We start from the raw sequence: 24051 nt of genomic DNA on the forward strand, positions 1-24051 counted from the left end.
GCAAAACTCGCTTCCAGTTGCTGGTCAGGCTCTACTGGACGGGGTTCTCACCCGCAAGGTTCCGCTGAAAGGTTTCAAAGTTGTAATTTACATCTCATTCCCCTTTCCCAAGCTTTGCTTGGCGCAACTGATGCAACCTCAGCTTCTTAGCACGACCGTAAAATTCCGGCGGTGGCTTGACCTCTGCAGGAAATAGCCAGCGTTTTGGCCTTCTGAGCCCTACTCTTTTGTCTGCTTTACTGCCGCTAAGGCTGACGTGACCCGAATCTTGTCGCAGATCGAGCAGACGACCACGGCACGGAAGCTTACTGGCGGTGTCAGGTGACGAAAGAGAGTCAATTCACGCTGGATACTCAGTGCTACTGCAATCCGTCGGATCGTTCCAAGCGCGACTTTGAAATGGCGCTGAGCCCTCGTATTGCGATCACTCTTTCAATCGGTTGCTTGTCGCGACATCACGATCGCGAACGGGAGCCAAGTGGGCATGCGATAGCGTTTTCGTATCAAATTCCCACAGATGGCAGGAAGTGGATAGACCAGTCGAGGCTATGTTATTAGGCTGCGACACAGTCATGACGTCTTGTTACGATGGTGTCCCGGCCCCAATTTTCTCGAGGGACAAATTCGTGCAAGAAGAACGCTGTCAAACAGCACTCACTATGCGTGGCCCGAAATTCCGTCTCCTGATCGACCGCCTGGGGTTTCTGGCGACTTTTCTTGAACGGCATTGGGTACGATAGGCGTTGTTATTTCTTGCAATCGAAACCGACCCGTGTCGGGCATTTTTCTCGAATCTGCTGTCTTAACTTTTTGGGCTTCACTATGTCACGAGACTTTTTATCATCACGTCGCGAGTTTCTAGAACGCGCGGCTGTCAGTACCGCTGCTCTAGCAGCATCCTCACCGCTCGCGTTCGGCCAGGCCGACGCATCGGCCAACGCTGACAAACAAGCCATGACCGTGCGCGGTCCGATCTCACCGAGCAAGCTCGGCACAACGCTGATGCACGAGCATATCTACTCCAACTTTACCGGCTACTACGAACTCACCTTGCCGATGTACGACAGGGTCGACAAGGACAAATACTTTGCAACGTCGCCTGAAGCGAAGATTCAAATGAAGGACCTTGCTTACCTGAATATGGGCGGATTCATCTTCAGCAAAGACGGCTGGAATCTGGCTGAAAAACAATTGATGGAACATGAGATCACGAGCTTTGCCGAATCCGGTGGGCACTCGATTCTGGAAGTTACACCTTGGGGCAAAGGGCAAGATGATGATTTCCATACGACGCTGCGGGAACTATCCGAGAAGACCGGCGTCAACATCATCTGCTCGACCGGTCTTTACGGTGGCGACGACCACTTCTGGTACGACGAAGCGCTCGCCATGTCCGACTCGCAATTGATAGAGACGTTTATGGGTCACGTGGAAAAAGGATTTGGAGATAGCGGCGTGCGAGCCGGTAGTCTCAAGACGGCTCCCAACGTTTGGACTGAAAACGAACAACGCGCCGCCCGCGCGGTCATCGCCGTGCAACAGAAAACGGGCTTGCCCTACACGATTCACCACGGTGCCAACATGGGGCCAAAAGAAGCCGAGGAAATGCAACAAGGTATTGTGAAGTTCGGAACAAACCCAGAGTGTACGATCCTAGCTCACGTTCAAAAATTCCTGGTGAACTACAGTCTGAAGTCGGTCGTCAAGAATCCCGAAGGTCGCATCGCGGTTGACCTAGACTTTTACAGACGGATGCTCGACCAAGGATTCATCCTCAGCTTTGATACCTTCAGCACGAACATGGGGCTAGAGCTATTCGAGTTTCTGTTGGAGGACAACGGTGACGTGCCCAACGCATTCGAAGGCGCCAGCGGTGACAATGATGTCGAGATGTTGGCAATGATTTACTTTTTAATTCAAAACGGTTACTCCAAGCAGATTGTATTGAGCCAAGACTGCTACTCGAAGGTTCACCTGCGTTCCTACGGCGGGCACGGTTACACTCGGGTTACCAATTTTGCTCTCCCACTACTGAAAAACGTCGGCGTCAGTGACGAAGCGCTGCATGACATGGTGGTCGGCAACCCTGCACGGTTACTAGCTGTGTAGCGGTCTGATCATCGGACGCCCGTCTCGGAATTACAAACACTGTCGAGCTAAGTCTTCAACCGTCGTTTCAGCGCTTCGCTGGGTGATTCGCCAAATTGCTTTCGGTAGCGTTCAGACAATCGCCCCATGTGAGTGATACCCGATTGCATCGCCGCCTTGGTGATCGCTCCTTTCAAGCGAGGAGCCGCAAAGAGGAATTGGCGAAAGCGATGCAGCCGCCGAAGCTCGAAAAAAGCCTGAGGACTCATACCGACCCAACCTTGAAAAGCACGAAACAACGTTCGTTCAGAAACTCGCAGTAGGCTGGCCAGTTCAACGTTTGAAGGGATCGATGAGTCATCTCGTCGGAGCGTATAGGCCACCGCCTGACTCACCAACAAAAAACCAGGGGTTGCACGCTCGACCGAATCGTGGACGTGGCCCTGGCAAGCGAACCATGGTTGTAGCACCTTGCGAAGTCGTCGTAAGACCGCATCGCGACGTGACAATAGATATAGTGAATCCGCTCGAGCAGCTTGAGTGTAGGAAGACGCGAGGGCATCCTGCTCGGTCATTCGTTTCACGTCCGCGCAGATGAGTTCCAAATCTTTGATCGCCGCGGGATCAAAACGTTGAAGCGGGGCGACGCAATCCAGATTCCAACCTAACGCTTGAACCAAGCGATCGTCCAATTCAATGCTCATCGAGCTTGTCGACCTGCCGAGTGCGTAATGTTGCTCATTGCCGCTTTGATAAAGCAGTCCGTCATGAACGTCGATCTCTTGACCTCGCCATCGCGTTGGTCCAACGGCATCCCGAACAAAACCAAATCCGAGCCCTCTTAAGAACGTCTCGCGAACAAGCATGGCCTGAGTTGCCGTGTGCCACTTGATCGCCACCCCAGGCAGTTGCACGACCCGCTCTCGAAAACCAAGTCTGCCAGCGGTCAGTTGGGTGTATTCAAAATCCCAACCCTCCGACCACGAAAACAACTCGTCAATATCATCAGTTGTAGTTTGCGTCGTTTCAGACTTGAAGTCCACAGGAAGAGGCCTCTCGAATCATGGAGGGAAGTGGCCCCCGAAATACTCTTGGGCGGAAAGAGTACGAACTTCATTTTGAAGTAGATCCGTTAACCATCAGGCTCGTACCGATCTTGGGCAAGTACGAATGGCAGGAATTCATCGGGACTTTCAAATCGTCGTAGAACGGACTGCAGTTGATCAGGTTAGGTGAACTTGGCGCTGACGGAACTCCTTGGAAAAGCGATTCGGCGTGGCTGATCTGGAAATTTCGCCATAATGGTTGCATAGTTCAAGGGGACGATTCATCTGTTCTTCGGTTCGACAATCGATTTGACAGTTCAGTTTGTGAATGACAATCGAAATCAGTTTTTTCTCACTTCAGCCGGGATTTCCCAATTGGAATTGCCTGAAACCACTCCAGGCTCGGAACGTTGCCTATTGTAGCAGAACGCGCCCCCCCGTTTTGCACAAATAACTTGCCACAAAAATCTTTCTTCCCAATGAAACACGACTAGCCGATTTTCGCTGGAAGATAATGCCAACGATTTCAGGAGGTAGTTGCGCCAATAGAGCCCCGCGAAGTCGTGAAACTGCCAAGTGGTGAAAGGAGCGGTGGAGACTCCTGTGAGGCCGAGCAGGCCGACGAGCCGTGGCTCAGCGACGCCTTGCTGGAGTGGGTGTTCGGGTCGACGTGGCGGGTCAAGAACTCATTGATGCGAGACACATTCAACAAACTCCCCCTTTCAGGGTTCCGGTTCGGAGGTGTGACGTTCGACGATTGTACTCCGACAAGCCGTCCTTGGTCGCGAGGAAAACCTACTTCGGTCGAATCGACCTCTTGCAGTTCGCGGATTTCCAAACTGCCCGAGGATGTACCATCCGATGTGACTTAAGCTCTCCTCAAACTGATGCAGGTGGTGGCGACCTCTTTCGTTACGCCACCAAATCGACAACAACTAATCCCTGGCTAGCGAAGTTCACTTCGACTACACCCTTCGGGCAAAGATTTGGTGTGTCCTTTGCACGCAACCCGTATGCCGTAACCCGCAAAAGAGTGAGACGCCAAAGCTAGTTACTGAGCTTGCCAGGACGCGGCGGCGTGGCAAACTGCCGCCAGAAACGGGGCTTGGTATGACCCGCCCTTTCCGGGGAAATTCCGGCGATTCTGCCGATCAATCGGCTCGGAAGGGAAAGGGTTCCAGGCTGAGCGACGCGGCAACTCGAACCCGCCACTTCTCCCCTCCGTAGGGGGGGCACCCCGGGCGACCGCTTGGCGGAGAGCGGTCAGTTCGGCTTCGGATTCCACTCCGTTGACATGATTCGTCCAACCACGAGATTTCTCCAACGGCCCTTCCGAAAGCGAACCACCGATTCCCTGGAATAACCGGTGGCTAGCGCCAATCCGCTCAAACATTAGATCCCATTTCTTAGGTTTGACATAGCACCAGGCCGGTGCGCAGCGGATTCCATTCGACGTATCGCAGTACTGTCCAGTAGTGCTCGTCGTCTGGGAGGGGAAACGCCTTAAAGCTGCCCTGCCATGGGAGAGGTACCCCCCCGCACGACGCTCTGGCCATTGTTGGGATGGGAATTTTCTAGAAAGAGGTTTGGCGAAATTAAAGTAGAATTCCCCCTTTTCTTCCTGCGATGCTTCCGCTGAAATCGCCGCAGCCATCCAAGTCGCCCTCTTTGGCATGCGCGGCGATCTGCTGGCAGCGTAGAGATGTCGCTTTAGTAGATCGATTCTGAGACTTTCCCGCGGAAGGTCCAATACACGATGACCGTATAGCTAAGTACCATCGGCATGCCAATGAGTGCAATGACTAACATGATACCTAGGGTTTTTTCACTTGAAGCGGCAGTGTAGATCGTCAGGCTGTAATCGGGATTGTTGCTGGCACTTACCAGATTAGGGAACAGGGCGACGCCTACCAAGGTAACTTGGCAAAGTATCCCGAGCGATGAGGAGAGAAAAGCCTGGCCGACTTTGCGGAGAAAGATGCAGCGAGGAATATTAGCAATCGCAAGTACATTGAGGACGACCGCTCCGATAGCCCAAGGGAAGTGCTCAAAGTTCAGCGTGGCGCGGGGTACCTTCACCAGCGTGTACATGGTCACAAGATTCCACAACACGAGATACAGCCCCCAAGCATGCCAAATCCAGCGATAAAACATTTTCTGCAAACTTCCGGCAGTTTTCAAATGTAGAAATAACCCACCGTGCAAGGCGAGCATCGCCACGGTCATGAGTCCCACCAGAATCGCGTAAGGACCCAAAAGGTCGTGAATGCCGCCGATAAATTCGCCCCGCTCGTTCAGTGGTATTCCCAGTAGTCCATTGGCCACCGTCACGCCAAATAGGAAGCTGGCCACGAGGCTTGCCGCGAAAAAGGCAAAATCCCACAGCCTACGCCACACGGCGGACTGGACCTTGCTGCGGAACTCAAGGCTCACGGCACGAAAAATCAGGCAGAACAACAGCAGCATGAAAGGAGTATAAAAGGCAGAGAAGATCGTCGCGTAGGCCTCGGGAAATGCGACGAAGAGCGCTCCACCGAAAGTAATCAACCAAACTTCATTGCCATCCCAGATCGGTCCGATGGAACTCATCACCAGCCGGCGCTCTTCGTCGCTGCGGGCTAAAGGATGAAGAATTCCGACGCCAAGATCGAATCCGTCTAAAATGGCATAGCCTGCAAGCAGTATTCTTAGCAGTACAAACCAAATGAGTTGGTAATCCATGTGAGATACTCATTCCTGAGAGTCGGTCAACGAATCATGGTGCTCCATCCACGAAGAAGCAGCCGCCAAGGCGCCGCCTCGCTGCGTGGAATCACTCTCGGCAAGGACCGGTTCAGGGCCATGCGAGATCTTTTGATGAAGCACGTATATCCAGATCACAAACAACAGAATATAAATTGCCGCAAACATGATGATCGATCCTAGCACTTGACCTGCCGAAACCGCGGCCGACACACCATCGCTGGTGCGAAGCCCTTGAGATTCGTCATAAACGAACTGCCCCGCTTCATCCAGTTTTGGTGAGCCTTCTGTCGTCCTTTCGAGCGAGGGATACACTATCCAAGGTTGGCGTCCTACTTCGGCAGCAACCCACCCAGACTCGTTCCCCGCGAAGGCAGGAATCACGGCCAGCACGAAAACCCACATCAGCCAGCGTTTTTCAAATAATCGTCCTCGCACACGCAGCCAACAGGCCAGTACGGTTGCCGCGATGAAGAACATTCCGATCGCCACCATGAGATGGTAACTATAATGACAAGGCGACTGGTGGACGATCCTCTTTCCGAAACTTATCGAGTCCGACGACCTCTTTCTCACGGTCTCCGAACAGTAGCAGTCCGATACCGCCAGGGATTGCCAAGTTCAATCGTACGGTTTCATTTTCCACATCGGGTATGCCGAGAAGGCTGAGATCGCCCGGGCCGCTGTGAAAATGGGCTTCGAACGCAGCCAGCTTAGCGGGCTGCGTTTCGTACACATTCTGTGCCTGCTTATGCCCGCTTACGAGAATGGCCAAGCTGGAAACCGTAGCGAGAATGAGTCCGCCCGTGAACGACCGTTCGGCAAACTCGCGATGCTTACCTTTGAGCAAATACCAGGCGGAGATGCTCATCACAAAAGCTGCTCCTAGAATAAAACATCCCAGCCAAACGTGGATCAGGCGATGTACGGTCGATGGATTGAAGACCATGGCCCAGAAGTCGGAAATTTCAGCGCGACGTATCACCTCGCCATTGATGACCCACGGCTCGCCGTCGCGCATCATCGGCACAATCTCATGCCCGGACGGAGTCTGTTGCCAACTATTGGCGACTGTGATCCAGATGGAGCTGAATATCGAACCCAGCGAAACCATTAGAGCTGCAAAAAAATGGAACCCTGGGCTGACTTTGTCCCAGCCGAACACCAGCACGGCCAAGAAACCGGACTCAAGGAAGAATGCGAAGATTCCTTCCGCGGCGAGTGCCGATCCAAATACGTCCCCCACAAAACGCGAATAGGTGGCCCAATTCGTGCCGAATTCAAACTCCATCACGATGCCTGTCGCGACGCCGATGGCAAAGTTGAGGGCAAATATCTTTGTCCAAAACCTCGCCGCTTCTTCGTATATGGACTCTCTCGTCCGGAGGAACATTCCCTCGAGGTAGACGATTACCACTCCGAGTCCGATTGTGAGGGGAGGGAACAGATAGTGGAACATGATCGTCAGGGCAAACTGAATCCGTGACAGCAGCACAACGTCAAGTTCGGCGAATATGGACATGGTTAATTGTATGAACCGCAAACGAGGCAAAGAGCTAACAAGCCATCACTACATCAGTTTTCTGATCGTGCCTGGTTCTACTGGCAGATGACTTAAAGAGCTGGCTACGGCGGCAAAGCACAATTCGAGGCTTCGCAAGTTGTTCCGTGCACTGTGCGACGGTTGGCGTTTCTCTTCGATCGCGCAGAGCAGTTCGCCCATCGTTCCGTGAAAACCATCAGGGAACCAGGTTCCTGTTAGCTCGGGTGAAATGCTTCCTTCCGACGTAATCAACTCGATCTGTTGGCTGGCAAGTTTCCGCCCGGCCGAGCGGATAAGCCCACGGCTTCCCGCGATGAGTGTGCGATCCCAAGAGCCACTCGGGACGTGGCCATCGAAAACTAGAGTCGCTTGGGCGTTCTCATATTCAATCGATGCTTGCCCCAGAAGCGCCGGTTTGATGGATTGTGAACTGGTCTTAGCTGTCGAGGCATAAACTCTCTGTGGCAATTGGTCGCCCATGACAGTGGTCAGAAAGTCAAACCAGTGGATCGCAAAATCGTAGAGAATCAACTGTTCGACGTTCTCGAATGCAGTTCCCTTGACCCAACTGTGATCCCAATGGACTCCGCAATGAACGCCAGCGATGTCGCCAATCATTCCGGAGTGGGCCACTTCGCGCAAGTAGCTGAAATGGGGCGCCCAGCGACCATTCTGATTGACGGCCAGTAGCACCCCGGATTTATCCGCTAAGTCGGCGAGACGCTCTCCCTCGTCCAGATTGAGCACGAATGGCTTCTGGCTCAGGACATGTTTGCCCGCTTTAAGACAAACGGTGATAATCGCGGGCCGAATGTCAGGGTGGGTAGTGACATCGACTACTTCGATATCGGCTAGTTTCAAGGCGTCACGGTAATCCGTAAATACCTGGGCCTCGGGATAGAATTGTTTCTTTCGTTTTTCGGCGTTCTGGCGATTTACATCACACAGCGCTGTCACCTGATAGCCAGCAGCTTGATACGCAGCCAGATGGTGCTCTGTGATGCCACCGCAGCCTATTAAAGCAATTTGAGGGGAGTACTTCTGGGGATCACGGGGAAGATACTGCAGCTTGGGAAACAATACTTCGGTATTTGACTTGGGGGGCATCGTCAAGAATTCTTTGGTAGGTGGCTGTTCACATAAGACGGCCAATAGCCTAGCAGGTTCCCCAGCCAACCGCCAATGTTTCAACGAAACCGAGGGAAATGAGACTATTGCCAGTCATTTGCCATACCAATTTGCCCTAGACGCGACCCTTGTAATTCTCTTGTTAAGTGCTACTTTGAGAGAGTACGAATCTGAATTTTTACCCGACACTTGTGCCCATGCTTCAAGGCTCCGCAAGGTTGGCGTCACCATATTCTGCTAGAGTGTTGATCAATGGCCAAATCAAGTGAAAACAAACGAATCTTGCTCGTAGACGATGATGCCGAAATCATTGAATCTCTGCGATTGGCTCTGGAAGCCCATGACTACGAAGTCATTATTGCCCGAGACGGCAATCAGGGTCTTGCCCTGATCGAGCGCGAATCGCCCGACTTGATTATCCTTGACATGATGATGCCCAAGCGAAGTGGGTTCTTGGTACTGGAACGTCTCAAGCGCATGGGTGACAAGCGGCATCGCATCATCATGATCACGGCCAACGAAGGAGCCCGCCACAAAGCCTATGCTGAGATGCTCGGCGTTGATGATTATGTCCGTAAGCCTTTTCCCATGGATCGCCTGATCCAAAGTGTGGATCGCCTGCTCGCCTAAGAGGAAATTGGGGAATGCAGGAATGGGGGAATAGTGAGGGAAAGATACCAAACAAAAATTCCCCCATTCCTGCATTTCTTCCGTTACTTCAACCGATCGCTAACGCGATGCGGCTAGTTTATGTTCTATGAGGCCTCCCCATGACCCTCCGCACCTGTTGGTCAATTCTCTTGGCATCGATGATTATTCTTCCCTTTGCGGGTTGCAATTCTCAACAAAAATCGCTCAATGCCGACTCAGCTACTTCGCCTGAGCAGCTAATCGAATACGTGGAAGCTTCCTTGCAGGAGATGCAAGCCTATAGTTTCAACTTAGACGTGCAACTCGATGTCACGGCACAGGGAGTCGAACAGAATATGGACTCGAAGTACGACATCAAGATTGAGAAACCCAATCGCTGGGCGATCGTACTTGAGTCGGGCACGATGGGTGGTTCTTCGGTCTCCGATGGACAGAATCTCACTTTGTTTTCCAAGATGCTTCAGCGCTACGCAGTAGAACCTCTCGATGAAAGTGCCTTAGCGATGGATATGCAAAGAGGGTCCAATCAAAACGCCATGCTCCTGGGGGCGGGTACATTCGTTGGTCTTTTTATGGGCGATGACCTCAAAGATTGGCTGCTTGATGGGGTTTCGGAATCTGACTTTGTCGGCGAGGAAGTGATCGACGGTGCGACTTGCCGAATAGCCAGTTTCCAGCAAGAAAATGGCATGCACTGGAAAATTGCCGTCGAAACGGGCCCCATTCCGTTCGTTCGCCAGTTTGTCTTGAAACCTGATTTCTTGAAAACGGCGGTGTCGCAAGCAGGCATGCCCGAGGGCATGGAACTGACGCTCAAGCTCCGTTTTGATAATTGGAACACCGACGCCCAATTCGGCGACGAGGTTTTTGTGTTCACTTCCCCGGAGGGGGCGAAGAAAGTCGATTCCATGTTCTCACAACTTGGCGGCGAGCCAGAGTTGCATCCTTTAGTTGGCGAACAGGCCCCCTCGTTTTCGGCTACGGATTTGGAAAGCCAGACGGTGCAACTCGATCAGTTCGCAGGTCAGGATGTGGTGATTCTCGATTTTTGGGCGACCTGGTGCGGACCCTGTGTCGATGCGCTCCCAATTATTTCGAGGGTTGCCAACGAGTTTAAGGACAAACAGGTCGTCTTCTATGCCGTCAACCAAGGGGAGACTGCTGACACGATCCGCGAGTTTCTGAGCAGCGAAGATCTCGATGTGCCGGTCTTGCTAGACCAAGAAGGGGCCGTCGGCAGTATGTTTCAAGTAAGTGGAATTCCGCAGACAGTGATCATTGACAAAACAGGCCGGATTCAGGTTGTCCATGTCGGATTCGGAGGCAATCTTGAGAAGCAACTCACGAAGGAACTAGAAGATATTCTCGCAGGGAAGGACTTGGCCGCCGCCGCACTCGGTGAGCAGGAACCCTAGCCCGTGAGGCACGCACTCTGGGAACTACTTCGCGGGCAACTCTATTGCTGGCCAGACATTGACTCCTGCTGTGACTTCTTTTGTGATTCCCGAAGTATCAGGATTGGCATAGCGACTCGGAAGTAAGTTTCTGCCATCGCGAATACTTTCTTCGCCACTGCGACGAGGGGCCCGCAATTCGACAGTGATCGCATATTTGCCGGGCTGTGCTCCGTCGCCACCTTTCAACGTCGTTACGCTAAACTGGCCTTGCTCGTCGGTTGTCGCCTGAGGTTGAGGAAGTTCTGCTGCTTGGCCCCCTAATGGATGCAATACCACTCGGGCTTCAGCAATTGGCTTACCTGATTGAAGCAAGGTGCCATGAATCGGCGCGAGCTCAGGACTTTTGGTCTCGCAACCGAGCAAGATACCCAGCAATAAGGCAAACAAGCCGCATCTGCCGAGAGCACAATGAAAGCAATACTCCGTTCCCTGGGATCTCATTCCGTGCTAGTTTCTCCACCTGCACGAGTTACCATGTCAGCCAGAGTTTTCAATGAAATGCTTTCGCTCAGAAACCGCACCGAGCCATCGGCATAGGCAAAATTGGCTCCCCCAGGATGCAAGCTATAGAAACAATGCCCCCACTCATTCGAATTATTGATGGACACCTCTCCAGGAATTATGCCAAATGCGGCCTTCCAAGGATTGCGGAGTCCAATTGGATAGGGATTATCCGTCGTGGCCCAGGCGCCACCCCGAGCCCGAATTGGTGGAGATCCAGTGTAATCGACTCCAAATAGCTGGCGTCCGCGATAAACATCTTCTCGGCCAGCACATTCACCCAAAAGAATACTGTTGGATGTCCCGTCGGAAATCGTGGTCATTCGATTGTGTTGATTGTTTTCATATTGCTCGCCTATGACTCCGTCGAGCACGGGATTGGTCGAGCCATCTGAAAGCAAATCATTCGAGTTCACAATTTGCTGGTCTGCGGGGAGCGAGAGATTGATGTCGGTGTGTACTCCCGTTGGGGGGAAGTAATCGCCACAGGCCCCTGTCTTGTTGGGAGGTGTGCTCTCAGGTTTATCCTGCAATCGATCTTGATCGGGAGTCGAAGGGCATAGGAGCAGTGGCAAAGGGACTTGGGCTATGCTGCGGTTTGGTTCCCGCCACCAATCCTCTTTGAGATCGTAGCCAGCGATGAGATTTCCTTGTTCGACAAATGGAAGTACAAAAGGTGCCCAATTGTTTTTGCCACGCGCGGGAGCCACAGGAGTCAGAGTCGCCAAAGGAAACTCCATGTGAGCACTTTCATAATTCATGAACGCGAGAGCCACTTGCTTAAGATTATTTAGGCACTGACTCCGCCGAGCCGCCTCTCGCGCCGCTTGAATTGCAGGTAGCAAAAGCCCCACTAGCACGCCAATGATTGCAATCACGACCAATAGTTCGACCAAGGTAAAAGCACATTTATATCGTCTCAAGCGATACCTCAACATAGGCTTCGTACTCTCTTTTCCAACGGTGTGCTTCTCATTTCGCCGTATCAAGTACACAATAGATGAATACCCTCGCTTCTGGAGTTTAAGTCCACTGGATATGCTGGTACATATCTCAATTTGCGACAGGTAGTGTTCGTTTTTTCGACACGCTTGTTTTAATTGCATAGAATTATGCGAGTCATACATCACCCGTGAGATCTCCACTTCGATATCAGATCATGTTTCCTTTGGTCGGGGTCTCACTCGTTAGCCTGCTAGCGGTTGCGTTGATCGATGCGTATCTTGCTACGACTGAAACACGCTCGACAATAGACCGTCAGTTGCAAGGAGTAGTTCATGTCCTAGCGACTTCCAATTTTCCACTTACCGACACAGTGCTCCAACAGATGAAGGAATTATCTGGTGCGGATTTCGTTCTGGCAGACCAACACGGCAATCACCTTTCGACCACATTGCGAGACTCAATTGTTGAACTTCCCGAAAGCAGCCTGAGCGACTCTGGTCAAAAGGTGGCCCTAGGCCCACAACTCACTGTTGCTGGCAAGCAGTATTTTCATTCCTCAGCGAAATTGCAGAATCGGACGACTAGAGATGGACCGGACATGCTCCATACCCTTTTCCCTTGCGATCAATACAATGCAGCTTGGCGAAGAGCCTTCTTACCCCCACTTGTTGTCGGCATCCTGGCCATTGGCGCGGTGGCAGCAGTTACCCAGTGGATTGCAGGCCGCATTAGCAATTCGCTCGGTGACTTAAGCACGGGAGTTGCTCGATTGGCGCAGGGAGAGTACGTGACTGTCGAACTACCTCTCAGGGATGACGAAGTGCGCGACCTGGCACAGTCGATCAATCACACTTCGAATCGATTAGCTGACTACGAACAACAGATTCGCCAAACCGAACAAGTCCGCACGGTAGCAATGTTGGGGGCAGGACTTGCTCATGAGATTCGCAACGCCGCGACCGGTTGCCGGTTGGCAATCGACTTGCATGCCGAAAACTGTGGCACTGTCACAAATGACGATGGATTAGCAGTTGCCAAAGGTCAATTGCAACTGATGGAGAATCGTCTTCAGAGCTTCCTCAAACTCGGCAAGGAAAACGAAAGCGTACCCAACGAAGAGGTTGATCTCAATGAGCTTGTCGAAAGCATATTGCCTCTGGTGATTCCAGCGGCCCGGCATGCCAAAGTTCAGATAGACTGGCGACCCGAAGAGATGCCAATCAAGGTGTTGGCCAACGCCGATACGCTCTCAATGGTGATCGTAAATCTACTACTAAATGCCGTCGAAGCCGCACAACGACATTCTGTGAATTCGTATACTCCGCCCCAAGTTCTACTGAGTGTCGGACGATCCTCCGACAATCAGGCAGAACTGCTTGTCTGCGACTCGGGAGATGGCCCTGCGACAACTATAGCCGAGAATCTGTTCCAGCCGTTTGTTTCTACCAAAGCCGAAGGAGTAGGATTAGGACTGGCCGTAGCAAGCCAAGTTGCTATTGCTCATGGAGGTAAAATTGATTGGTGCCGCCAAAATGGACAAACGGTATTTCGTTTTAGTGTTCCTTTAATGGAAAAGAGTTGATCCATGTCCAGAATTCTTGTTGTCGATGACGAGTCAGCGATCTGCTGGGGAATCAAAGAACTCGTTAAGTCGCTCGGGCACGAAGCGGAAATAGCTGCGTCTGCTGAGCAAGGGTTGAAGCTGGCCGCGAATTCTAGCTTTGATCTTTTGCTCCTTGATGTCCGACTACCGGGAATCGATGGGCTGACGGCGATGCCACAATATCGGGAACATCTGGGTATTGCGCCGATCGTGGTGATGACTGCTTTTGGAGACCTGGAGACAGCCGTTCGTGCCGTTCAGAACGGGGCGTATGAGTACCTGCTCAAACCGTTTGATTTGGCAGAAGTCCGTGCTACGATCAACCGCGCATTTGCCGCGAATTCCGCGGACAGTTCACCTGGTTGCACAAGGCTAGGCGAAAAGATGGTCGGCGAGACGTCCGTGATGCAGGAAGTCTTCAAGCGAATCGCGTTGGCTGCTAGTTCAGATGTTTCTGTTCTGCTGCAGGGTGAGCCTGGCGTTGGCAAGGTGGATGCTGCCCACGCAATTCACCATCATTCGTCCCGATCCACACATCCATTTGTGGTTGTCAACGCTGGGTCACTAAGTCCAACGATGGTCGAAACGGAACTCTTCGGACATACGCTTGGCACTTCGTCTAATTCAATTCAAGCACGAAATGGATTGCTCGCTGAGGCCAACGGGGGGACTTTGTTTCTCAACGAAGTTGCAGAGATTCCGTTGTCGATCCAAGCAAAGCTCATGCGTGTATTCGACAAGAGCGATGTGTTGCCTGCAGGATCCGATCGAGTGTTCAGCACGAACTTCCGCGTAATTTCAGCGACTAGCCGAGATTTGTCCCTCCGAGTCCAGGCAGGTGAATTCCGCCAGGATTTGTATTATCGCCTGAATGGATTCGAAATCACAATCCCTCCATTGCGCGAGAGAGTAGACGACATTCTGCTCTTAGCTCAGCACTATGCAAAGACTTTAGGAGGGGTGAATGCTTCTTTTGCAGAGAAGACTCAATTAGAGCTGACCAAGCGACAGTGGCATGGCAATCTGAGTGAATTGCATGATGCAATTAAGCATGCCATAGCTGAAACAGGGTCGGAAGTTATTCTCCCTTCACATTTGCCAGAACCCCTCCCTCTTCGGGCAGTAGAGAGCGAATCAACTAATCCCACTGAAACGTTGGAACAACTTGTAAGAAGGCGTGCAGCCGATTTGCTCGGCGATCCAGCCAGCGAAGGTCTGGTTTATGAAAGGCTTCTGGAAGAGATAGAGCCGACCCTGTTGCAAACTGCCATGGATCGCTTCGCCAATGAATATGCCCCTGCTGCTCGGGCTCTAGGTTTACATCGCACCACGCTTAAACGCAAACTCGACCAATATGGAATGGCAAAGTAAAGCCGCTTAGCGATTCAACTCAACCAAGCGCAATTGCACGCGCCAGAGGTTGCAACACGGATTCAACCGCATAATTGTCTACCACATGGCAGCACACCTCTTGCAGACGCTTGAGTACATCGGGGTAGGTTATTCCATTGGCCAAGCTTCCGTAGTGCCGCGCAGTGACGTACACGCTCAGTTGTTCTTCTTGGAATTCGCCTGTGCGAATCTGATAGGCGTTGGTTCGCGATTCGACACTCAACCGACATTGCAGCCGACACTCGTCATCCAGGGCAATCGTAATATTTGGTTCGTGGCTGATGATGGTCGCCCCTGGAAGCGATCCCAAACCTTCCATGGCCGGGCAAACACCTAGTGCCTCGGCGACGAGATGGTTGTGATTGCCCCGATAGTTGAAGTCGAATCCCATCATCAGATCGAGGGCTTCGCAATCAAGTGGGCTGACGGTCAGACCGTAGGGGGCAATCTCAAGAATGCGGCGATGCTGCTCCCAAGCGTCCTCAGCGCTCTCTGGGTTCACATACCCGGAGGAAATCCGTCGCGGTTCGACTGCACACCAGCGATGATTGCCGCGATCCTTGTCCTCTTCAAGCACGAAGTCACGTTTGTCCCGAGAGTAGAAATTCCGCATCTCGGGATAAGATTTTTGTAACTGCTCGAAGAAGTGCAACACCGTTTCCCGATTACTCGGGAGCTCCATCTCGGTGCTGAGATTCATGTTGATGTAATAGTCATCGGCGAGCGATTGATATGCATTCATCTTTGTGCGGCGACCTGGGTGAGCTCGACTAGGAAGCATTGGGCCATCGTGGCCGACAGCATTGGCTGATTTTTTCCGTCAGTCCTAGCTACTTACAGTATAGAAAGCGATCAACAAGGATTAAACCCCGTGGCTCAGGAAGACTGCAAAGTCAACTTATACCTACAATTCAATGACCAATTTCGAAGGTCCGATGACTAAAGGGTCAAATTTCCGGCCTGAGAATTGGTCTTTGGGCCTTGGTCATTGGACATTTTCTATGAGGTTTCTCAGCCTCTCGCCAAGCTTTCGTGAGCGGGCTTATAATGGCCCCAGGTCACTTCCTGTCTTTTTTTCTTGCGGAGAAAACCGATGCTAAAATCATTCGACTCGGCACTTGGTTTCATGGCTTTCTTCATCGACCGTGGTGAGGTTCTCGCGATTACGTTTGGACATCCTACAGGCGCTGTCGCGCGCGAGTCGCTCCATAAGCTCCTTGCCAGTTCTGGGATTCCCACGAGCGACGCCAACGCTGATTCCGTGGAAGATAGTTTTCTTGCCGAGCAGCTCGAAGAACGGCTCACGTGCTTTGCAAAGGGAGAAGCGGTCGACTTTGACGACTTGCCAATCTCACTTGCTGGACTAACTCGCTTTCAGAGACTCGTCGTTGCAGCTTGCCGAGCTATACCATGGGGAGAGACCCTTACGTATGGAGAACTGGCAGAATCGGTAGGTCACCCGGGGGCTGCGCGGGCCGTCGGATCAGTAATGTCCAGCAACCGAATTCCTCTGGTCATCCCCTGCCACCGCGTGCTCGCATCTGGAGGCCGTCTGGGAGGCTACTCGGCTCCGCAAGGACTCGCCATGAAGGAACGGTTGTTAGAAGCGGAACAAGCAGCACTCGCGGAGCTTGCCCAATAACCAGTTTTCTGCTGCCCTTTTTGAAGGTCTCTGCTAAGATGGAGCTATGGCAGAACCCCTGGTCAACATCGGTGAAGTGATCGTCCATGGGATCGTGTTCGATCCCAAAAATGGGGAGCGACTCCGCACTATGGATCTCAATAAGCTGCTCGAGTCGATCCCCCGCCTCTTTGAATTGCTTGAAGAACGCCAAATCGAATACGTTCTCGTGGGTGGCATCGCCATGCTGGTGTACGTTGAGGGCCGCAACACCCAGGACATCGACTTGATAGTCGCCCGTAAGGATCTGGAGAAATTGCCCGAAGTTACCATCTACGATGACAATCTAGAATTCGCCAGGGGCACTTTTGGCGAACTACCCGTTGACTTTCTCTTCACTCGAAACAAGTTGTTCAGCAAGGTTTGTGAAGAGTTTACCAAGAATGAGACCTTCGTTGAGCGGCAAGTTCCATGCGCTACCGTCGAAGGGATCGTGTTACTCAAGCTCTTTGCATTACCTTCTCTCTATCGGCAAGGGAGATTCGAGAAAGTAGACATTTATCAAAACGATATCCTCCGCCTTATCCGCGAGCATCGCCCCGCCACGGCTCCTCTCATGAAAGAGCTTTCGCAGCACATGCTGCCAAGCGATATCGAAGAACTTGAAAAGATTCTCCTGCAGATCGAAGATGAAATCGCCGCGTCCAAGCAGCGATTTCGCGGAACAGAGTGAAGATTTTAGAATGCGCATCAAACGACTTTTTCACGTGCACTTAGCTGCGCTGCTGTTTCTCTCTGCGGCTCCGTGCTGCGAAGCGCTGACGATCAATCTGCAATATCCTGGTAGCCCCCTATTTTCAGCGACACTCGACCCACTCGCTAAAGCGGCGATCAATGCAGCCGCCAGCGACCTCTCAACGGCAATTACTACTTCGCTCAACTCTGTCTCTCCTGACTTCTATTCAGGCTCCAGCGGTGGAGCAAACGTCACACTCGGGTTCGAGTTTAATTACCGAAATCCAGTTACCGACGCTCAGACCGTCATTTCCAATGCAACAATCTCGGCCAATGCCGTCAACATCTTCGTTGGCGCGCGCTCCTTGGGCGGGAACACACTTGGAGTCAGCTCCCCCGGGTTCGTGCAACTCGATAATTCGCAATTCTCGGGCGGCGGCAATTCCGGTGGGTGGCTCGGTGCGGTGGCGATCGCCGAGTCGAAGGCTGAGACGGCCTATAAGCGAGGTGGTGGTCCGATCGTAGAAACAGCAAAGGGCAGTGCCTCACTTGGCAATGTGACGGCCAATATCAACGTCGACTTCGGTATCACGTATGGCAGCCTCGCTCTCGATTGGGACGGAGACAACAATGGCGCAAAGGATTCCGACGCCCAGTTGAGCAACTTCTGGCACTTTAATCACACAACCGCTGTCGCTGCTGGAAAGAACGATCTCTATTCGGTAGCCCTCCATGAAATAATGCACTCACTGGGGATCGGTACTTCCTCGACTTGGAATGCCGTAAAGTCAGGAACCAGTTGGACAGGTGCACAAGTACTGGCGATTACCGGCAGCGGGGCCAATCTCATCAATTCGGCGGGAGACCACGCGGCATCGGGATTGATGAGCCGCCGTATCAGCGATGGTGCCCAGCAGGAAGTGGTCATAGATCCGACGATCACTACGGGCACACGTAAATCGCTCACGGAACTCGATCTGGCATTCTTGCGCGACATTGGCCATACGACCATCATCCCGAGTTTCCCTTCCACACCCGGCGACTTCGATGGTGATGGCGACGTCGATGGCACGGATCTGCAAACCTGGCGCAACTCATTTGCAGCCACTGCCAATGGCGACGCCGACAGCGACAACGACTCCGACGGCCGCGATTTTCTCATCTGGCAGCGCAACTATACTGGAGCGACTTCCTTCGTCGCCGTACCTGAACCCGGCGCATGCGTTCTCATTCTCACGATAGCGCTAACCCTCCCGCGTCGCAAACTGTTCCACACTCGTTAACCGCGATAGAAATCGCCAGAGAAGGTGTACGTACGGTACCCAACCGGGAATAACGAAGTATGCGCAAATGCATGACGGGCGTTAGCAAAATCAATATTGCGAAACTCTGGACCTCGTTTCATGTCCAATTTGCTTGCAGCCGCCTGCTTGGAGCAGTTATGCTACATGCTGGATTTGAATTAAAACTGGGGAGCAGAATATGATGTCGACAATATTTCATCGAACAAATACAGCTGTCGTTTTACTTGTCGGACTATCGCTCGCATTACCTGCTACGTCGGTACGTGCTGCCTTTACCCAAGAGCAAAGTTCCGTTCTCAACAATGCGAACTTTGATTCCCGCAGTGCATCGCTCGCGGATATCGACAACGACGGCGATCTGGATCTCATGTTTCAAGGTGGGTCCGGGGCGCAGCAGCTTTTTCGCAACAACTATGTTGGCTCTGGTGTGCTGACTTATACCAACATTACCAGCACGATGCCGACGAGTGATTTGGGTCCATCTTGGAGCGCGGCCTGGAGTGACTACGATGGAGACGGTTTCGTTGATGTGTTCGTCGGGCAGTCCAACATTGGCGCATCGGGAGATGTTTTCAAGAACAACGGCTTGGCAGGTTTTTCCAACGAGAGCATCCCCACCGGACTCGATGACCCTGGATTCCACCAAAACGTCGCCTGGGTCGACATCAATAATGATCGATTGCTGGACCTCATTATCGGAATGGAAGGTCCTGAGAAGCATGAAATTTATTTGCAAGGCCCGGGGCAATCGTTCACTCCCGTTGGCGCGGCTGTGGGGTTCCAACAAGACTTCGGAACCAAAGGCTACGGACTTGCGATTGGTGACTCCGATGGAGACGGGGATTTGGACATTTACATCTCCACCTGCCGGGGAGACAACAACATTCGCAACAATTTTTATCAGAACATGCTTGTCGAAACTGGCTCCCTCGGTTTTGTAGACATCGCCGACACCAACGGCACCCAGTTGATGACCAACAGCTACGGCACAGAATTCCATGATTTCGACGACGACGGCGATCTCGATCTATTCGTCGTGGGGGCGGATCGCCAGCCCAACAAGATCTTCCGCAACGATGGTGGAAACATGTTTACCGATGTTGATACGCTGACAGGGCACGCGTTGATCTCTGATGTTTCAGGCGACCTCAATGGTGGTCGCCCAATTGATTATGATAACGATGGTGACCTCGACCTCTTCTTCCACGATCATCTTGCCGCGGGTGGTAAGAATGCAGGGCGCAAACTTTATCGCAACGATGGCAATTGGGAGTTTACTGATGTGACCGTGGCGGAGGGACTCGACACCCAAAATCAAGGAGCTTACGACAGCGTGTGGGGTGATCTCGATCTTGATGGCGATCTTGATCTGGTTGCCCCCACGAATTCTTCTTGGCCTGAACATGTTTTCAAGAGTGACACGACAACCAATGGCAACCATTGGATGTTTATCGAGCTAGCCGGCCTGAAGGAGAATACCACTGCAATCGGTGCTTCGCTCTATGCCACGCTCGATAAAGGAACTCCTCAAGAGCGCACCCTCCGCCGCGAAGCCAATACCAACGCCGGCACATTCAATCAAAGTGATTTACCAGTTCATTTTGGATTAGGAGCGGCCACCTTGATCGATGAATTACGGATTCAATGGCCTGACGGAACGATCCAGTTGCTACACAACTTATCAGTCGACCAATACCTCACAATCAACTCTCCTGGCGATTTCGATGGTGACGGCGACGTCGACGGAGATGATCTTGCAAGATGGCAAACGGCATTCGGGACAAATGCTTTGGCTGATTCGGACCTTGATGGAGACAGCGATGGCCAGGATTTTCTCGCCTGGCAACGGAATTACGGCAAGGGTCTCGCTCCACTTACAACCGGGACAGCCATCCCAGAGCCTAGCGCCTTCGTTTTGCTACTCTTGGGTGCGGCGCAGTGGTTGGGAAAAAGACGCAGCCACTAAGCCGCTTCCAACGGACGTCGGTGGACGGCATTCGCGGCCCAGCGTTTGATCTTTCCCGCCGAGGGGGCATCGGTGGTCCGCAAGATGCGTAGCCCTTGTTTGGTTTTACATAGTTTTCTTACTTGTCGTACCAACTCCTCGGCAGGTATCGCGGCGATTTGCTCGGGGCTGGTGAAACCGCAAGCGACTAACAACTGGGCCGCGTAACTACGCAATTCAGGTATCTGACATACCAAGCGTGCCTGATGTTGCCACTCTGCAATTTTCGTTTCCGTCACGTGCCCCAACTCAAGTTCCGCGGTGGTGGCCGCCGCATTGGCATTGAGCAAGTCAGCGACAGTGCGAATCCCCACTCGCTCAAGATGCTCAGCCGTTTTGGGGCCTATCGAGGGGGCATCTTCGACGTCGCTTTCAAGACTGAGAAAATATCTTGCTGGTTGTTTAATTTCGCTGCGGGGGCGAACCACTTGCGAGTCCGTTTTAATTGCTTCTTCCGAAACATTGCGCGATCGACCGTTTCTATTAGATTGAGAGATTAGCTGCCCCCCATTAGACCATCTTCTCAGTCGAGCGGTATTGAAGCGCTTCCTGACATTCGCAAATCGTTGACCACGTTCAGATTGCAAAAACTCGTGGATGATACGCTCCAGCTGATCTACATCCGCCTCGCAGAGGTCTTTGTGGCAGGTAATCCCACAGGCTGCGAGCACTTGGGCATCATTGAGCGACAATCCAGCAACGTTACACATCAAGTCCATGTGAGCCTGCCATAATTTTACGGTCTCGGCAGAAATTTCATGGCGGTCGAGTCCACGAGAGATCTCTTCTGGCGAGGTACGCAGCAGTTCGCCAACCGTATGGAGATTAATTTTCTGGAAAACGTTGTGCGTTTCACTTCCAAAGACGGGAAACTCACTCAAGGAGCACTCTTCGGTCAGGTAGTAGTGAGTGTCCAATTGCTCTTCGTTAGCGCGAATTTTCAAGACGGGCGTGAGACTACCATCCTCGGTTTCCCGCACCACCCGCGTGAATGTCGTTTCTTGAGTTGTGACGGGTTCGATGGTTGGCTGGCAACGTAGTTTAGCAAGATCAAACACCTGACAATGGAGTGACTGAAATCGGCGCAAGGCATCGACATCTTCAGTGAACACCAAAACCTGCTGACCGCTTCGTGCAAACTCTGCCAACACGCCGGCCATTGCCGCGCTCCCTGCCGAATCTTGCCTCAGGAACGGTTCATCGAGGACGAGTGGTAGTTGAATCCCTCGCCGGGCAAATGCTCCCACCAGCGCCAGTGTAAGTGAAAGATAGAGTTGATCGTGAGTCGCGGTGGAGAGCCCACTTAAGGAAGTCGCATGGCCAGTACGGTCGATCACGGTCGGCGACCTCCCCTCGCGATCAAGCCGAATCTGCACAAACTGGCCGCCGCTTAATTGGGCCAACACATCTGACGCCCGCCAGACGCCTAAATCACGTGATTTCTTGTTCTCAATAGGATTAAGAGCCTGACGAATCGCAACTTCAAGCCTTTCAAGTTCAAATTGTTGTTCCTCAATTTGTTCATTCCCGACCAACCCGGCACGCTCGCGTTGCAACTGTTGCCAGCGCGATTCGAGTGAGGCAAGCTTGCTGTCTGCAGCTGCTTGCTCTTGCGACAATTCGTCCCGGCGACGCAATAGGTTTTCGTAGCGTCTCCGCAAATCAGCTTCTTGAACCCTACGAGGATCGTACCCTACCAGCAGAGAATCTGCCTCTCCAAGGAACGCATAATGGGAAGCGCATTCGCAATGTCCTTCAATCGGTGATTGAGGACGAAGAAGCGAAAGCTCTCCTTCTTGTCGGAGTTCATGAATGAGCGACTCGCGCTGTTCGAGAAGATGCTCTAAGCGCTCGCTCAGGTCGAACTGGGATCGGGCAATTTGGCGGGACTCTGCCGTCAACCGCTGCCTGCGAGCTAGTCTCTCTTGTTCGGTGATCAAACCGCAGAGTGTATAAACTTGTTGACGGAGCATCTTTGCCACGGGAGCAAGCTTTGCATGGGAGTCTTGACCGATGCATCGTGCCGGTTCGTTGGCCCGGGCGAGTAGTGCCACTTCTGCGTCGAGGTCATCGACTAATCGTTCTAGGATGCCTACCGACGCGCGACTGTCTGCTAGACAGCCTACTCGCTCGGCTGTTCCGTCGGGAGTGAGTTGCGCCAATTCGGCTCGAATAGTTGCTTCTCGAGCCTGCAAATCTCCCAGCGATCTGCGGCATCGGGCGATCTCCCCTTCAAGCAGCGCAAGCTGTTTGCGTTGCCCCTCCAGGTTCCGCTCGTTTGCTGGACTTGCTGCCAGATCGGTCAACGAGATAAGTCGTAATCGGGCCTCGCAATCGGCAATCTCACCGTTGACCTTGCGCTGTTCATTTTGCAGCTCGTCGAGTCGCCGTCGAGCGGTATCCAACAAGGCTTCGAGTTGAGTATGCTCTTTCGAGAGAACGCCACCTTCTTGCCGACGCACCGAAAGACACCTCTCGATCGACTCGGCAATGGTATCCCGTTGGCGAATAAGCTCTTCTATCCGGCGGCGATCTATCGGAGACTTCGTATTCGATTCTTTAGAACTGCAACAGGGTTGTGTTTTCAGCGGACTGCCGTTGGTAGGACCCGCGTTGGCCAACTCTGCGCAGAAGTCTCTGCTCAAGAGCCACTCGACCGAAGGTGCTTCGGCAAAGTCTACACCTACAAGTGGAGCAATCACCTTGGGAGACAAACTCGGTAGCAGCTTTTGGATCGTCCGATTATCAACCGGCTCGCCACCAACGGCGGCCACCGTCAACCGACTTAATCCCTCAGCATTCAAATGTCGGCGAAGTACATAGCTGCCCTGCGGGGTCTCAACAACCACCCGACCTTCGGTCAGGGGCAGGGTCTGGCCAAACTGTTGCCGCCACAGGCTAGTGGCTTTGCCAAAAAGAAGATGATTGGCGAGTTGGGCGACTGTGCTCTTGCCAGCTCCGGGTTTGCCAAAAAATACATTGAGCTGGGGATGAACGGGATCGGCGAGTAGGTCAGGCCAGGCCCCCCGGCCCGCGAGGCTCAATTGGGTGATTCGCATAGTTTCTTCCTTGAACTGGGCAATCTGCGGCCAGCCGGATGAGAAAGTTTCCGACTACTCCTCGACGGGGATCGGCCAGGCACGAGATTAAGCTGGCAAAGTAGCGAATTACCGCTTAATTCACAACACGGGTTTAATTTTCAGCGTGTGCTAGCATAGTCTTTCGACTCTTTACTAGTGTGGCCGGTCAGCCCGATCTATCGTGAATCCCGTTGAAAAAGTCGCTTCACA

General features: G+C 52.6%; 19 protein-coding genes and 1 pseudogene. 11 read left to right on the forward strand and 9 right to left on the reverse strand.

The genetic code is table 11. From position 1 onward, the window contains the following. Nucleotides 1-196: hypothetical protein (locus Pla144_RS24980; RefSeq protein ID WP_231936101.1), on the forward strand; the 196-nt coding region annotated here is incomplete at its 5' end. A 626-nt stretch (nucleotides 197-822) separates the two neighbouring features. Next, entirely contained in the window at nucleotides 823-2109 is a 1287-nt protein-coding gene (locus tag Pla144_RS00005; protein ID WP_146447286.1) for a phosphotriesterase family protein, read from the forward strand. A 47-nt stretch (nucleotides 2110-2156) separates the two neighbouring features. Here Pla144_RS00005 and Pla144_RS00010 read toward each other — a convergent pair whose 3' ends face one another. After that, a complete protein-coding gene (locus tag Pla144_RS00010; RefSeq protein ID WP_146447287.1) occupies nucleotides 2157-3131 on the reverse strand; it encodes a helix-turn-helix domain-containing protein in 975 nt (324 codons plus the stop codon). A 566-nt stretch (nucleotides 3132-3697) separates the two neighbouring features. Between Pla144_RS00010 and Pla144_RS00015 the strand changes: the two genes are divergently transcribed. Next, a complete protein-coding gene (locus tag Pla144_RS00015; RefSeq protein ID WP_146447288.1) occupies nucleotides 3698-4006 on the forward strand; it encodes a hypothetical protein in 309 nt (102 codons plus the stop codon). Nucleotides 4007-4185: 179 nt separating this feature from the next. Here Pla144_RS00015 and Pla144_RS00020 read toward each other — a convergent pair whose 3' ends face one another. From Pla144_RS00020 to Pla144_RS00035, 4 genes and pseudogenes are all read right to left on the reverse strand, one after another. Then, nucleotides 4186-4809: a hypothetical protein gene (locus tag Pla144_RS00020; protein WP_197530261.1), complete on the reverse strand. Its 624-nt coding sequence runs from the start codon at nucleotides 4807-4809 to the stop codon at nucleotides 4186-4188. Nucleotides 4810-4844: 35 nt separating this feature from the next. After that, nucleotides 4845-5855 (reverse strand): cytochrome d ubiquinol oxidase subunit II, encoded by a 1011-nt coding sequence (gene cydB, locus Pla144_RS00025; RefSeq protein ID WP_146447290.1) that lies wholly within the window; start codon nucleotides 5853-5855, stop codon nucleotides 4845-4847. A 9-nt stretch (nucleotides 5856-5864) separates the two neighbouring features. Then, nucleotides 5865-7398: pseudogene (locus Pla144_RS00030) on the reverse strand (cytochrome ubiquinol oxidase subunit I). A gap of 48 nt (nucleotides 7399-7446) precedes the next feature. Continuing rightward, nucleotides 7447-8526 (reverse strand): Gfo/Idh/MocA family protein, encoded by a 1080-nt coding sequence (locus Pla144_RS00035; protein ID WP_146447291.1) that lies wholly within the window; start codon nucleotides 8524-8526, stop codon nucleotides 7447-7449. A gap of 273 nt (nucleotides 8527-8799) precedes the next feature. Here Pla144_RS00035 and Pla144_RS00040 point away from each other — a divergent pair, with 273 nt between their 5' ends. Both Pla144_RS00040 and Pla144_RS00045 read left to right on the forward strand, forming a co-directional pair. Next, nucleotides 8800-9177, forward strand: a complete 378-nt coding sequence (locus Pla144_RS00040; RefSeq protein WP_146447292.1) for a response regulator transcription factor — start codon at nucleotides 8800-8802, stop codon at nucleotides 9175-9177. A gap of 140 nt (nucleotides 9178-9317) precedes the next feature. Then, nucleotides 9318-10613: a redoxin domain-containing protein gene (locus Pla144_RS00045; RefSeq protein WP_146447293.1), complete on the forward strand. Its 1296-nt coding sequence runs from the start codon at nucleotides 9318-9320 to the stop codon at nucleotides 10611-10613. Between the two features lie 24 nt (nucleotides 10614-10637). Here the strand turns inward: Pla144_RS00045 and Pla144_RS00050 are convergent, their stop codons facing one another. Beyond that, nucleotides 10638-11042 carry a carboxypeptidase-like regulatory domain-containing protein gene (locus tag Pla144_RS00050; protein WP_146447294.1) on the reverse strand — a complete coding sequence of 135 codons (405 nt, stop codon included), beginning with the start codon at nucleotides 11040-11042 and terminating at the stop codon, nucleotides 10638-10640. 50 nt (nucleotides 11043-11092) lie between these two features. Beyond that, nucleotides 11093-12079: a DUF1559 domain-containing protein gene (locus tag Pla144_RS00055; RefSeq protein WP_197530264.1), complete on the reverse strand. Its 987-nt coding sequence runs from the start codon at nucleotides 12077-12079 to the stop codon at nucleotides 11093-11095. Nucleotides 12080-12315: 236 nt separating this feature from the next. Here Pla144_RS00055 and Pla144_RS00060 point away from each other — a divergent pair, with 236 nt between their 5' ends. Beyond that, on the forward strand, nucleotides 12316-13683 hold the full coding sequence (locus Pla144_RS00060; RefSeq protein ID WP_146447296.1) for a sensor histidine kinase: 1368 nt from the start codon (nucleotides 12316-12318) through the stop codon (nucleotides 13681-13683). Nucleotides 13684-13686: 3 nt separating this feature from the next. Beyond that, the gene (locus Pla144_RS00065) at nucleotides 13687-15075 is read left to right on the forward strand and encodes a sigma-54-dependent transcriptional regulator (protein WP_146447297.1); all 1389 of its coding nucleotides are present in this window, start codon (nucleotides 13687-13689) and stop codon (nucleotides 15073-15075) included. 19 nt (nucleotides 15076-15094) lie between these two features. Here Pla144_RS00065 and Pla144_RS00070 read toward each other — a convergent pair whose 3' ends face one another. Next, entirely contained in the window at nucleotides 15095-15877 is a 783-nt protein-coding gene (locus tag Pla144_RS00070) for a hypothetical protein (protein WP_231936103.1), read from the reverse strand. Nucleotides 15878-16189: 312 nt separating this feature from the next. Between Pla144_RS00070 and Pla144_RS00075 the strand changes: the two genes are divergently transcribed. The 4 genes from Pla144_RS00075 to Pla144_RS00090 all read left to right on the forward strand — a co-directional run bounded on the left by Pla144_RS00075 (nucleotide 16190) and on the right by Pla144_RS00090 (nucleotide 20722). After that, entirely contained in the window at nucleotides 16190-16738 is a 549-nt protein-coding gene (locus Pla144_RS00075; protein ID WP_146447298.1) for a methylated-DNA--[protein]-cysteine S-methyltransferase, read from the forward strand. A 46-nt stretch (nucleotides 16739-16784) separates the two neighbouring features. After that, nucleotides 16785-17450, forward strand: a complete 666-nt coding sequence (locus Pla144_RS00080; protein WP_197530265.1) for a hypothetical protein — start codon at nucleotides 16785-16787, stop codon at nucleotides 17448-17450. A 10-nt stretch (nucleotides 17451-17460) separates the two neighbouring features. Beyond that, nucleotides 17461-18735: a hypothetical protein gene (locus tag Pla144_RS00085; RefSeq protein ID WP_146447299.1), complete on the forward strand. Its 1275-nt coding sequence runs from the start codon at nucleotides 17461-17463 to the stop codon at nucleotides 18733-18735. Nucleotides 18736-18934: 199 nt separating this feature from the next. Further along, the gene (locus Pla144_RS00090; protein WP_146447300.1) at nucleotides 18935-20722 is read left to right on the forward strand and encodes a CRTAC1 family protein; all 1788 of its coding nucleotides are present in this window, start codon (nucleotides 18935-18937) and stop codon (nucleotides 20720-20722) included. Here the strand turns inward: Pla144_RS00090 and Pla144_RS00095 are convergent. Continuing rightward, nucleotides 20719-23820 (reverse strand): DUF4332 domain-containing protein, encoded by a 3102-nt coding sequence (locus tag Pla144_RS00095; protein ID WP_146447301.1) that lies wholly within the window; start codon nucleotides 23818-23820, stop codon nucleotides 20719-20721. The genes Pla144_RS00090 and Pla144_RS00095 overlap by 4 nt on opposite strands. Nucleotides 23821-24051: the final 231 nt, after the last annotated feature.

Source organism: Bythopirellula polymerisocia (assembly GCF_007860015.1).
Classification (GTDB): Bacteria; Planctomycetota; Planctomycetia; order Pirellulales; family Lacipirellulaceae; genus Bythopirellula; species Bythopirellula polymerisocia.

Excerpts from the sequence above, each read along its gene's own strand:
- Pla144_RS00045 (WP_146447293.1), top strand. The coding sequence starts at position 9,318 with ATGACCCTCCGCACCTGTTGGTCAATTCTCTTGGCATCGATGATTATT.
- Pla144_RS00080 (WP_197530265.1), top strand. The coding sequence starts at position 16,785 with ATGGCAGAACCCCTGGTCAACATCGGTGAAGTGATCGTCCATGGGATC.
- Pla144_RS00085 (WP_146447299.1), top strand. The coding sequence starts at position 17,461 with ATGCGCATCAAACGACTTTTTCACGTGCACTTAGCTGCGCTGCTGTTT.
- Pla144_RS00095 (WP_146447301.1), bottom strand. The coding sequence starts at position 23,820 with ATGCGAATCACCCAATTGAGCCTCGCGGGCCGGGGGGCCTGGCCTGAC.
- Pla144_RS00040 (WP_146447292.1), top strand. The coding sequence starts at position 8,800 with ATGGCCAAATCAAGTGAAAACAAACGAATCTTGCTCGTAGACGATGAT.
- Pla144_RS00005 (WP_146447286.1), top strand. The coding sequence starts at position 823 with ATGTCACGAGACTTTTTATCATCACGTCGCGAGTTTCTAGAACGCGCG.
- Pla144_RS00060 (WP_146447296.1), top strand. The coding sequence starts at position 12,316 with ATGTTTCCTTTGGTCGGGGTCTCACTCGTTAGCCTGCTAGCGGTTGCG.
- Pla144_RS00070 (WP_231936103.1), bottom strand. The coding sequence starts at position 15,877 with ATGCTTCCTAGTCGAGCTCACCCAGGTCGCCGCACAAAGATGAATGCA.
- cydB (WP_146447290.1), bottom strand. The coding sequence starts at position 5,855 with ATGGATTACCAACTCATTTGGTTTGTACTGCTAAGAATACTGCTTGCA.
- Pla144_RS00020 (WP_197530261.1), bottom strand. The coding sequence starts at position 4,809 with ATGCCAAAGAGGGCGACTTGGATGGCTGCGGCGATTTCAGCGGAAGCA.
- Pla144_RS00035 (WP_146447291.1), bottom strand. The coding sequence starts at position 8,526 with ATGCCCCCCAAGTCAAATACCGAAGTATTGTTTCCCAAGCTGCAGTAT.
- Pla144_RS00090 (WP_146447300.1), top strand. The coding sequence starts at position 18,935 with ATGATGTCGACAATATTTCATCGAACAAATACAGCTGTCGTTTTACTT.
- Pla144_RS00065 (WP_146447297.1), top strand. The coding sequence starts at position 13,687 with ATGTCCAGAATTCTTGTTGTCGATGACGAGTCAGCGATCTGCTGGGGA.
- Pla144_RS00075 (WP_146447298.1), top strand. The coding sequence starts at position 16,190 with ATGCTAAAATCATTCGACTCGGCACTTGGTTTCATGGCTTTCTTCATC.